12 protein-coding genes are annotated in these 10,889 nt (G+C 43.9%); 4 read left to right on the top strand and 8 right to left on the bottom strand.

Annotated elements, in window-relative coordinates; translation table 11 throughout:
* Window positions 1-110 precede the first annotated feature (110 nt).
* From ACE1CD_RS04765 to ACE1CD_RS04750, 4 genes are all read left to right on the top strand, one after another.
* Complete coding sequence (locus ACE1CD_RS04765; protein ID WP_374821964.1) at window positions 111-857, top strand: alpha/beta fold hydrolase; 747 nt, start codon at window positions 111-113, stop codon at window positions 855-857.
* 75 nt (window positions 858-932) lie between these two features.
* Window positions 933-1,574, top strand: coding sequence for a hypothetical protein (locus ACE1CD_RS04760; protein WP_374800939.1), 642 nt, complete (start codon window positions 933-935; stop codon window positions 1,572-1,574).
* A gap of 45 nt (window positions 1,575-1,619) precedes the next feature.
* Entirely contained in the window at window positions 1,620-2,417 is a 798-nt protein-coding gene (locus ACE1CD_RS04755; protein WP_374821961.1) for a tryptophan-rich sensory protein, read from the top strand.
* Window positions 2,410-3,414 carry an alpha/beta hydrolase gene (locus ACE1CD_RS04750; RefSeq protein WP_374821958.1) on the top strand — a complete coding sequence of 335 codons (1,005 nt, stop codon included), beginning with the start codon at window positions 2,410-2,412 and terminating at the stop codon, window positions 3,412-3,414. Before ACE1CD_RS04755 ends, ACE1CD_RS04750 begins: the two co-directional genes overlap by 8 nt.
* Window positions 3,415-3,524: 110 nt before the next feature.
* Here ACE1CD_RS04750 and ACE1CD_RS04745 read toward each other — a convergent pair whose 3' ends face one another.
* From ACE1CD_RS04745 to ACE1CD_RS04710, 8 genes are all read right to left on the bottom strand, one after another.
* On the bottom strand, window positions 3,525-3,824 hold the full coding sequence (locus ACE1CD_RS04745) for a putative quinol monooxygenase (protein WP_374821956.1): 300 nt from the start codon (window positions 3,822-3,824) through the stop codon (window positions 3,525-3,527).
* 24 nt (window positions 3,825-3,848) lie between these two features.
* Window positions 3,849-4,508: a methylthioribulose 1-phosphate dehydratase gene (gene mtnB / locus ACE1CD_RS04740; protein ID WP_374821953.1), complete on the bottom strand. Its 660-nt coding sequence runs from the start codon at window positions 4,506-4,508 to the stop codon at window positions 3,849-3,851.
* 14 nt (window positions 4,509-4,522) lie between these two features.
* On the bottom strand, window positions 4,523-5,161 hold the full coding sequence (locus ACE1CD_RS04735; protein ID WP_374821950.1) for an HAD-IB family phosphatase: 639 nt from the start codon (window positions 5,159-5,161) through the stop codon (window positions 4,523-4,525).
* A 102-nt stretch (window positions 5,162-5,263) separates the two neighbouring features.
* The gene (locus tag ACE1CD_RS04730) at window positions 5,264-5,818 is read right to left on the bottom strand and encodes an acireductone dioxygenase (protein ID WP_374821948.1); all 555 of its coding nucleotides are present in this window, start codon (window positions 5,816-5,818) and stop codon (window positions 5,264-5,266) included.
* Window positions 5,819-5,872: 54 nt separating this feature from the next.
* Window positions 5,873-9,631 carry a HEAT repeat domain-containing protein gene (locus ACE1CD_RS04725; protein ID WP_374821945.1) on the bottom strand — a complete coding sequence of 1,253 codons (3,759 nt, stop codon included), beginning with the start codon at window positions 9,629-9,631 and terminating at the stop codon, window positions 5,873-5,875.
* Entirely contained in the window at window positions 9,628-9,996 is a 369-nt protein-coding gene (locus ACE1CD_RS04720) for a CU044_2847 family protein (RefSeq protein ID WP_374821942.1), read from the bottom strand. Before ACE1CD_RS04720 ends, ACE1CD_RS04725 begins: the two co-directional genes overlap by 4 nt.
* 425 nt (window positions 9,997-10,421) lie before the next feature.
* A complete protein-coding gene (locus ACE1CD_RS04715; RefSeq protein ID WP_374821940.1) occupies window positions 10,422-10,589 on the bottom strand; it encodes a type II toxin-antitoxin system HicA family toxin in 168 nt (55 codons plus the stop codon).
* Window positions 10,577-10,843 (bottom strand): type II toxin-antitoxin system HicB family antitoxin, encoded by a 267-nt coding sequence (locus ACE1CD_RS04710; protein ID WP_374821937.1) that lies wholly within the window; start codon window positions 10,841-10,843, stop codon window positions 10,577-10,579. Before ACE1CD_RS04710 ends, ACE1CD_RS04715 begins: the two co-directional genes overlap by 13 nt.
* Window positions 10,844-10,889 lie beyond the last annotated feature (46 nt).

Here is a 10,889-nt window from a genome sequence, read left to right as displayed (position 1 = left end):
GTCAAAAGTCAAAAGTCAAAATTCCTCCCTCTTCCCTCTCCCTCTTCCCTAGCCCCTAACCCCTAACCCCTAACCCCTAGCCCCTAACCCCTAACCCCTAACCCCTACCTATGAGTCTTTTTTGTCTAGTTCACGGTGCTTTCCAAGGCGCTTGGTCTTGGGATTTATTAATTCCTTACTTAGAAGCGCAAGGTCACAAAACAGTAGCAATGGATTTGCCAATTGAAGACGCATCGGCAAGTTTATCGCAATTTGCAGATGTAGTAATTCAAGCGCTGCCAAAAACTGATGATGATATTGTCCTCGTCGGTCACTCAATGGCTGGTACTGTTATTCCCCTTGTTGCAGAAGCGCGTCAAGTGCGTCAATTAGTATTTCTCAGTGCGCTTATTCCATGTCCGGGATTCAGTACAATTGACCAATTTTCCAATAATCTCGATCCGGATAGTCTCAAATCGTTAAATTACGAACCAAAAGAGCAAAGTCTACTCGCACAATTCAATGATGAACCCGCTCTATTTAATCCAGTTTCTGTTGGTAAAGATTTTTCAGATGAAGCAGTATTGATAGAACTTTTCTATCACGATTGCGAACCGGATGTCATGCGCTGGGCGCTCTCAAAAGGACGATCGCAACGATCGATGGCATACATTTATGATATCAATCCGCTGAATTCTTTACCAAAAGTAGAGTATAAATATATTGTTTGTACTGATGACCGGATAATTTCTCCTGCATGGTCGCGCTACGCTGCACGTAAGCGATTGGGAATTGATGCTATAGAACTGCCGGGAGGACATTGCCCGCACTTGTCTCGTCCTGCTCAGCTTGCCTCAGTATTAACTCATCCTGCCTAAAACTGGTAGCCGATCGTTTTATACTCAAATTTTGCATCCTATTCGTTTTGCACTCTCAGCACGGGGATAAAAATCTTGGGTATAGAACTCCGCAGTTACGTATTTCTAGACAGCTTGCAGCCTCAATACGCCGCTTACTTGGGCACGGTGTCCCAAGGGTTTTTGCCGTTACCGGGGGATGCGTCCCTGTGGATTGAGATCTCGCCTGGTATAGAAATTAACCGGATTACCGATGTCGCGTTGAAATCTGCCTCTGTACGTCCGGCGGTGCTAGCTGTGGAAAGGCTTTACGGTCTTCTGGAGATTCATTCTAGCGTGCAAGGGGAGACGCGGGCTGCTGGTAAAGCGATATTGGAGACGATCGGAGTCCGCAGAGAAGATTGTATCAAACCGCGAGTGATTTCCAGCCAAATTATCCGCAATATTGATTCTTACCAAACACAACTGATCAATCGCGGACGGCGGGGACAGATGATTCTTACAGGTCAAACGCTTTATGTGTTAGAAGTTGAGCCAGCCGCTTACGCACCACTGGCGGCGAACGAAGCAGAGAAAGCGGCTCTGATTAATATATTAGATGTTCACCCGATCGGCAGTTTCGGACGAGTGTACCTGGGTGGTGCAGAACGAGATATTTTGGCGGCTTCCCGTGCGGCGTTGGTGGCAATTGAAAGTGTACCGGGAAAAGAAAATTTTCCCCCAGGACGTAAGGAATAGCTTAGCGTTTTATACTCTAAAAAATGGTAAGAGGAGATCGATCTGATGACAACTTACACAAATCGCTTGGACTCCGATCGCATCAGGCAATGGGCCAACTTAATTGCTATTCTGGCTGCCTTCGGCATCAATATATATAGCAATCTCTTTCCACCCAACGGACGTACAATTGGTGAAATTTCCAATATCCTATTCAAGAACGTCCTCATTATTCCGGCTAATTATGCTTTTGCGATTTGGGGATTAATTTATCTAGGGTTAATTAGTTTTGCCATTTACCAATTCCTCCCCGCGCAAAGGCAAGACCCTTATCTGCGTCGGAGCGGTTATTTTTTAGTAATGGCAAGTTTGGCGCAGATTGTCTGGGTGTTCGTTTTTGAGTACGAATTATTTGCCCGTTCTTTATTGGCGATGTTGGCAATTTTATTGCCCCTGATTGGCATATACTTGGAATTAGGAATTGCGAAAAGAAGGGTATCGAGAAATCAGAAGTGGTTAGTGCAAGTTCCCTTAAGCATTTATTTAGGTTGGATTAGCGTCGCGACTATTGTCAATGTGGCGATCGCACTATATAGTTTAGGTTGGAAGGGTGGGCTAATTAGCCCGCAAATCTGGACAGTCATTGTCATGGTTGTGGCGGGTGCGATCGCAGCTACAATTAAGGTGACACGAGATGACTTTGCCTTCCCCCTTGTCATCGTTTGGGCGTTGGTAGCAATTGCCGTGCGTCAAGCTAATCAACTTGCGATCGCTCTGACAGCAGTGATATTGGCATTAGCTTTGGGATTATTGGTTTTGGTGGGTGTGCTGAAACGATCGTCTATTCGGACTAACAATGACTGATTACTCAATTATAACAAAAACGATTATCGAAGCAGCAAAAATTCGCGAAGATGCTCTACCTTTGAAAAATGAAGAGTGTCGATCGCGATTCTTTTTCCACCCGCATCCAACGGAAAAAGTTTTCCTATTTTTCCACGGATTTACGGCTGCACCCTATCAGTTTGAACCGTTAGGAAAAGCTTTTTTCCAATTAGGTTATAATGTATTAGTTCCTTTGCAACCCGGTCACGGAATCGCGGGAGATTGGAACGGCGATAATCCACCGCCTTTACCAGAGAATGTGGAAGTTTATCAAAAATTTGCGATCGAATGGTTGCAGGTAGTTAAACAATTAGGAAAAGAAGTAATAATTGGCGGCGATTCCAGTGGCGCTACTTTAGTGGCTTGGTTAACACTAGAACGTCCGCAAGAAATTAGCAAAGCTTTACTTTTCGCTGCTTATCTTGGTAGCAACTTGAGAATTGTAAATTGGTTTGTGTCGGTTTTACCTTTTTATTATGAATGGTTGAATAAAGATAATCCGGGAAGTCATGGTTATGATGGCTTTCTCATTCCGGCTTTGCGGTTATTTTTAGATCTGGGACAGAAAATACTCGATCGCGTGGAAAATACTCCAGCTAGTCCGATGTTAATCATTTCCAGCGAAGACGATAAAGCCGTTAATATTCACGAACATCAGGACTTATTTAAAGCAGTAGTAAAATATCAGCCGAAATCCTGGTATTACTGCTTTGATGAAAAGTTAAATATTCCCCATACAATGATGACAGAAGCAGAAGGAAACAACTACCTATATTTGTTGATTACCATTTCTAAAGCTTACGTAGAAAGCGAATTAACTTGGGGTGAATTGCAAAAAATAGCTCAATTCATGCTGAGAGGCGAAAGTTTTGATACGGCGGTGAAAAAATTAAATGTCGATCGTCAAATTTCCGCAGACTTGCGTGTTATGATGGAAACGATCGACAAACAAGCGATCGTCGATTTGCAGTGTTAATTGTGTTAGGTACGTAGTTGCGCTTTAGCGCTCTTATCCGAGTCGTTTAAAGAGCGCTAAAGCGCAACAACATACTAAGAAGTTCAAGTAAATAGCAACTTGAGTTAATATTACGCCAAAAGGCTATATCGGCGAATATCCGGTGCAACCGCAACTAATCCAGCCAATTTCTCTATCGCTTTTTGGATATGTTCGGAACCTAAATGTGCATCTAGTAAAGCATCGGATTCCCACTCTTCTACAAATGTAAAATCAGCAGGATCGGCATTGTTTTGCAGCAATTCATATTTAATACAACCCGCTTCTTTCCGCGTTGGTTCTATAATTCCCAACAGCACAGATTTCAGTTCCTCTACTTTTTCCGGTAAAGCAACGAGACGAGCGACAACGCGAATAGTTTGACTAGCCATGAGATTACCTCACTAATTAGTTTGCTAATATTGAATATTAACTTGACAAGCTACCACCATATAACGGAAAATATATTCTACTAGCTCTATATAGTTGCGAGCGACTTCCGTAGAATTTGCCCAAACGGTGACGCCGTGATCTCTGAGCAGTAATGCTGGTATTTGAGGAGGGTGGATGCGAAAGCGATCGCCAATTTCTTCTGCTATCTTAGATACTTGGAGATGATTGGCAAAAATAGGGATGAAGCAGCGAGGCTTTTCTTCTTTGATGCCAAATCCTTTGAGCATTTCTAAAGGTGGTAACAACAAGTTATCTTCTTCGCCAAACCGAGAAACTAAATTGGCTTCAATGGAATGAACGTGGTAACAAGCTTGCGCTTCTGGGAATAGCTGATAGATAATTTGATGGATTTCGGTTTCCGCAGATGGTTTGAGATCGGAGTGCGATCGCTCCAATATCATACCATCATTTCCCACCCGAATAAAATCGCTGATTGTCAATTCTCCTTTCGATTTTCCACTCGCAGTAATCCAAAAACTGCCATCAGGTAAACGCGCCGAAAGATTCCCCGCCGTCCCCACCATCCAACCTTGTTTATAAAATTGAGATGCAGCAGCAATTAGATCGGAACGGGGATCTAATTTTAAAGTATTATTAGTAGATAGCACTTGGCAATCGCTCATCATTCGATTTTAGATTAAGAGTTTAACTTCCACAATTTTGCTAAGTAACCCTGCACATCAAAAAAATCATCCCAAGGTATGTATGATTTTTGATGTTCGTCGAGGTATTTGGCTAGGCGATCGCGTGCAAAAACAACGGGCGCGTGCAGTGCCATGTTAAGATCGGTGAGGGAGTCACCAATTGCGATCGCATTTTCCACCCCATATTCTTCAATCACCTGCACCTTAGCCATTAATTCCGTTTCGCCCTCATATTTAGATATCACCCGTAGAAATTCACCACTGGTATCTAAATCGAGAGCATGGATATTATACACCCGATTTACTAAATCCCCAAGCACAACTTCTACCATTCCGCGCAACCCTCCCGAAACGACTACGAAAGGTATGCCTTGGAACTCCAGAAAATCGAGTAATTCTATCAATCCATCGCGAATTGGTTGACCCCTAGTAAACTCAATGATTTCCTCATAACGCGCCGATGGAATTGATTCCAGAATTTGCCGCACTCCTTCCCGCAAAGTTAACCTTCGAGCATACATTTCTGGCATCAATTGCGCTGAAACTTCCGGTGCAAACTGCTTTAAAATTGCCTCAAAAGTTTCTTTAACCGTGATAGTACCATCAAAATCACAAAAAACGATCGTTTTCAAAATTAACTCCTTCAACCCATCCAAAATTCATCTGTGTTCATCTGTGTTCATCTGTGCTTCATCTGTGGTAAAAAATCAATCCCTAACACTCTACCAAAAAACCTAAACACCAACCTCCTGCCCAAAACGCAATTCTCTACCAGTATATTGAGGAACCCAACCTTCAGTAGAAATAAAATAGCGCACCGCTTTAATCCGCCGCGATGAAGTTAAATGAAACCAATGTTCCGTTCCGGCTGGTACATTGATATATTCTTCTTTTTGCACCGTTAATTCTACTTGACTTCCATCCGGTAACACAAAACCAAAAACTCCTTCCCCATCAATTACATAGCGCACTTCATCATCGGCGTGAGTGTGGATAGTGGCAAATTTTCCCATCATTGTATTTAGATTTGGGATAGCTGAATGGATTACCAGCAAATCGCGAGATTGATAGCCGTAATTTTGTTGCAGTTGGGCAAAATAGCCATCCAAAGCGGTGAGTACCTGTTCTTTTTCCTCATCGCTGAGGCTATCTTGGGATAGGAGATGATGCAAATTAGGGTTATCTCCCACTTCCCAGCGATTAATCTGGATATTTAAAGGTGCGAGAATTGGCGCAATATCGTTTAATTGCGTGTAAGTAGTACCGTTTTCTAGTTGCAGTATTGCCATTGGTTATCTCCGGTAAATAGTAAAGGCGTTTGTGCAATGGTTGTCAGAGTTATTTTATCGAACAGGATGAGGGCGACGCTTAGTTAGTCGGGTGGAAAGATAACGCTGGATGCGACGGATACGTTGAGCGATGATTCTGAAGAGACGGTGGACTTTTACCCAGATTGGTGAGTATCTGACTTTCTCTGGATAAACAGGAATCAAATCCCGTCGTTCCTTGCTGAATCGAACTGCTAGCTTTCTGGCGACGGGAAATATGTCAGAGTCATAGATGTTTATTTGAGGGAATTTAATCAGCTTTGCCAGTATTTCTGAAGTGCCAATCTTCCCCAAAGCCTCTGCCGCACTGCTTCTGATGTTTATTTGAGGGAATTTAATCAGCTTTGCCAGTATTTCTGAAGTGCCAATCTTCCCCAAAGCCTCTGCCGCACTGCTTCTAACCAAGCTATCTTCATGGTGGAGAACTTCAATTAACGCCGCTACCGCTTGGGGATGGCCAATTTGCCCCAAAGCCCATGCCGCCTTCCATCTGACTGAGCTATCTTCATGGTGGAGAGCTTCCATTAACGCCGCTACCGCTTGGGGATGGCCAATGTCCCCCAAAGCCCATGCCGCACTGCTTCTGACTGAGCTATCTTCATGGTGGAGAGCTTCCATTAACGCCGCTACCGCTTGGGGATGGCCAATGTTCCCCAAAGCCTGTGCCGCTTTACTTCTGACATCGCTATCTTCATCATGGAGAGCTTCCATTAACGCCGCTACCGCTTGGGGATGGCCAATCTTCTCCAAAGCCCATACCGCGTACCTTCTGACATAGATATCTTCATCATGGAGAGCTTCCATTAACGCCGCTACCGCTTGGGGATGGCCAATCTTCCCCAAAGCCCATGCCGCATACCTTCTGACATAGATATTTTCATCGTGGAGAGCTTCCATTAACGCCGCTACCGCTTGGGGATGGCCCATTTTCCCCAAAGCCTCTGCCGCCTTCCATCTGACATCGCTATCTTCATCGTGGAGAGCTTCCATTAACGCCGCTACCGCTTGGGGATGGCCAATCTGCCCCAAAGCCACTGCCGCGTTGAATATGACATAACTAGATTCATCGTGGAGAGCTTCCATTAACGCCGCTACCGCTTGGGGATGGCCAATGTCCCCCAAAGCTACTGCCGCGTACCTTCTGACATCGCTATCTTCATCGTGGAGAGCTTCCATTAACGCCGCTACCGCTTGGGGATTGTCAATCTGCCCCAAAGCCTCTGCCGCGTAGCTTCTGAATGAGCTATCTTCATGGTGGAGAGTTTCCATTAACGCCGCTACCGCTTGGGGATTGCCAATCTCGCCCAAAGCCCATGCCGCTTTGTATCTGACATCGCTATCTTCATGGTGGAGAGCTTCCATTAACGCCGTTACCGCTTGAGGATGGCCAATCTTCCCCAAAGCCTCTGCCGCGTCCCTTCTGAAATAGCTATCTTCATGGTGGAGAGCTTCAATTAAGGCCGCTACCGCTTGGGGATGCCCAATGTTTCCCAAAGCCTCTACCGCGCACATTCTGACATCGCTGTTTCGATTGTAATTAAGAGCCTCTTGCAACTTTCGACATATTAATGAATTAGCTTTACCTAAAGCCACAACAGCCGACTTGATAAAATCAGCATTAGGATAAGATTCCCAAAACCTATAAATTCTGTCGTTTACTTGTTCAAACAAAGGATGCTCACTATCTTTACATTCAGCGATACATTTACCCGCCAATAACAACAAACTACGAAAGATATCATCCTTCTCACCCATAATCGCTGCCACCAAAAGCACGGGATTTTCCATCAATCCCGCCAGCAAACTCAAAGTTTCATGCCAGTCATATTCCCAAAACTGAGCTTTCGCTAAATCAATCCTCCCCAGCAAATAGGAAGCAGCAAAATACTCCTGAAAAGTCCGGTGCAGAAACAGATACTTATCTCCATCCCTGTCCAGTTTTTGCAAAATGCCATCTTCTTCCGCCAGTTCCTTAATTAACTCAGCCGTCTTCACATCCCGGAAATCGCTTTTGTGATTCTCACGCAGAAACTTATCAATTCTCTCCGAGAGTTCCAGCAATGAAAAAATCTCCTTCCCATCGCAGCTAAAATGATAAGCGATATCTTGCAACAATCCGATTTTGGCAATTACCCAACCATCTTCGCACAACAGTCTTTTATTCTCACCCCGCCATTTCCTCAGCATATAATCCACAGCTTGTTGATAAACTTGGCTGCGTCGTGCGGGAAGGTGTAATTCTTTTTCTTGATAAAGACTGCAAAGCAAAGATAACAGCAGGGGATTTTGCGCCAATCCCTGAATTTGCGGTTTATTCCCCAGTTCCCCAATCAATCCCTCAGCCGAAACCGCATCATCATTAATATATCCCGCCGCATTATTAAACCAAGTTTGAATATAATTTTTCGTTTGCTTTTGGCTAAAGGGAACAATTTCTACCTCTTTCGCACCCTCGACAAATGCGCCACCATAACCGACAATCCGAGAAGTGCAAATAATCCGACAAGGATAATTACGAGTAAATCGGTTCAGCTTTTCCGCTAACCGATTTCGCTGCGCTTTCGGTACTTCATCCAAAGCATCCAAAAGCAGCAGACATTTGCCATTAGCTAACTTTTTCTTTAATAGTTCGTCAATTAATACGGAAGTTTTGGGATAATCTCGTTGAATAATCCCAGGAATCGCATCAAAAATTTCGGCCTCTGTTTCCGCCAAATCAGATAACCGAATAACCAGCGGAAAAATCGCCTCATCGATATTGACCAGATTTCCGAAAAGCTTCTCCCTCTCCGCTTTGGCAGTAGTTAGCGCCTCCATTTTCAACAAAGTAGATTTTCCCATACCAGGGTCAGCGAGAACCATAATTTTTTGATGTTCATTTCTCGCCTTTTCCCAATCAACTTCAACTTGTCGCGATTCATCAAACCCTTTAAAAGCATAAGCGCGTTTAGCTTCTGCCTCCGATTCCAAATATCCCCAAAAACTTTCTACCTCATGGCGATATTTCCGTTCCAGCGTCACCTGAATCGGAATATATTGGTCTTGCAAAACAATCTCTTGCGCCGTGTGAAACAACCTGATAAACTTATATTGCTGCTCAATCTCCCCTAAAAAATTACAAACAGCATTTTTCTGCGGCTCTAATCCCAATCGCTCCAAGATCTCAGTAATATTATCCCAGCGAATCACATAACTTTCATCGCTTTTACTGCACTGAATCACCCCCACCACACCGCCCAATTCTTGTGCAAAAACAGCCCCACCGCTAGTTCCCGCCTCGACTTTTTCATTTATTCTGTGAGACTTAAAAGTAGACTTTTCCTGCGGTAACTTATTCCAAGCATTATTAGCACTAATTTCGCGAGAACGATAGGTACTAATCGTATTAACAGGCGCACTGCGACGGATATTTTCGGCAAAGACATCAATCCCTTCAGGAAAAAACTTCTTTTGTGACGGCGGAAAACCATAAACCGTTACCGATGTCAATAGATGCTGAGGATTAATAATCGCCACCGCTTTAGCATCCGCAACATCTATTTTTAGTATCGCAATATCAACTTCTGGATTAGAAAATTCTTCGCACCATTCCGCCTCGTAAACTTGTCCGCGATACTCTACCTTCAGCAACCCTAACTGATAGATAACATGATGACAAGTAACGAGATAACCATCGGAACGAATTATAAACCCAGAACCGGAAACTGTCTGCCCATCAGAACCAAGGATTTTCACCATCGCTTCTCTGAGCATATCAAGATTGTAGTCGCTCATGGTGCAGTCGGCTGGTTAGCTGCGGCTGTTTGCGCTTTGGTAAAATCCCACTCTACTGTTACTTTAACATTCGCCTGTGCCGTTCCTTTGGTCACAAAAGGTACGCCAGTTTCCCCACCCGCCTGGATGCCAAATTCCAAGGTTACTTTACTGGGTTTTTCCAAATCTGCCATATTATTTTGTATCGTATCTAACACCAACTTGGAGTAACCCCGCACGGTGCTAGCCATTGCAGTTTTAAATTTTTCCGTTCTTTGTTTGATATCATCAATATATCCAACTGCTTGCAGTTCGTCGCTTTCTTCTTCATCGTATTGAATATAAATTTTTTCTCCATCTGGGCCAAGTATTTCGGTTAGTTTCATGTTTGATGGAAGTGTTTAAATTTTAAGTATATTTTAATACTTTTAATTGGGTTAATGTCAAGTGCTTATAGCCCGATTGGGGTTCAAACCCCAGTTTAATAGCGAAAGGCCCGCCTGGGGTTCAAACCCCAGTTTAATAGCGAAAGGCCCGCCTGGGGTTCAAACCCCAGTTTAATAGCGAAAGGCCCGCCTGGGGTTCAAACCCCAGGCTCATAGCGAAAGTCCACTGAAGTGGACTGAAGAAAAGAAAATATGTATTCAGTCGGATAAATCCGACTTTCGCTATCAGCCTGCGAATTGATTCGCAGGCGGGTGATGAGGAGAAATGGAAGGTTTTTGTGGAGAAATGGAAAATGCGATCGCTTTTGCGTATGGATTCGGTGCGATCGTACTTGTTGAATTGGAGAGTGCGATCGCATTATTCATCAAAATTGATTAAACTCTTCTTCACTAATACCTAATTGTTTGAGAATTTCATAAAATAGCCAACTACCGATTTCCGAATTTCCATGAATGGGAATAGTTGTCGATCGTCCATCTGGATGTTGCCAACGAGCGTGACTACCTTTCTGTCGTACCTTTACAAAACCCAATTTTTTGGCAACTCGTTCCAATTCGCTTGCTGTCTTCTGGCATTGGCAATCACCAATTTAACATCATCAGGCAAGTCGCGACCTTGTTCGGAATATTCTTCTTGAATCATGTCGAAAACATTCACCAATTCCGCACGCGCTTCATCAGGTGTTTGTCCCCAGGCATGACAACCGGGAATTGCTGGGATGTAGGCAACAAAAGTGCCATTGTCATCAGGCTGAAGAACAATGGTGTACTCCGTCATTAATTTCATACGTACCAACCTACGTCTAAGCCATATATAAAGTTTACTAGCTTTT

Origin of the sequence: Aerosakkonema sp. BLCC-F183, assembly GCF_041929145.1 — a bacterium.
GTDB lineage: Bacteria > Cyanobacteriota > Cyanobacteriia > Cyanobacteriales > Aerosakkonemataceae > Aerosakkonema.
The sequence above is the reverse complement of the archived record's forward strand: the minus strand, read 5'-3'. Positions and strand labels throughout refer to the sequence as shown.

Bases quoted from the DNA above. Each gene is read 5' to 3' on its own strand.
- ACE1CD_RS04765 (WP_374821964.1), top strand. From the start codon at position 111: ATGAGTCTTTTTTGTCTAGTTCACGGTGCTTTCCAAGGCGCTTGGTCT.
- ACE1CD_RS04755 (WP_374821961.1), top strand. From the start codon at position 1,620: ATGACAACTTACACAAATCGCTTGGACTCCGATCGCATCAGGCAATGG.
- ACE1CD_RS04750 (WP_374821958.1), top strand. From the start codon at position 2,410: ATGACTGATTACTCAATTATAACAAAAACGATTATCGAAGCAGCAAAA.
- ACE1CD_RS04745 (WP_374821956.1), bottom strand. From the start codon at position 3,824: ATGGCTAGTCAAACTATTCGCGTTGTCGCTCGTCTCGTTGCTTTACCG.
- mtnB (WP_374821953.1), bottom strand. From the start codon at position 4,508: ATGAGCGATTGCCAAGTGCTATCTACTAATAATACTTTAAAATTAGAT.
- ACE1CD_RS04730 (WP_374821948.1), bottom strand. From the start codon at position 5,818: ATGGCAATACTGCAACTAGAAAACGGTACTACTTACACGCAATTAAAC.
- ACE1CD_RS04725 (WP_374821945.1), bottom strand. From the start codon at position 9,631: ATGAGCGACTACAATCTTGATATGCTCAGAGAAGCGATGGTGAAAATC.
- ACE1CD_RS04720 (WP_374821942.1), bottom strand. From the start codon at position 9,996: ATGAAACTAACCGAAATACTTGGCCCAGATGGAGAAAAAATTTATATT.
- ACE1CD_RS04710 (WP_374821937.1), bottom strand. From the start codon at position 10,843: ATGAAATTAATGACGGAGTACACCATTGTTCTTCAGCCTGATGACAAT.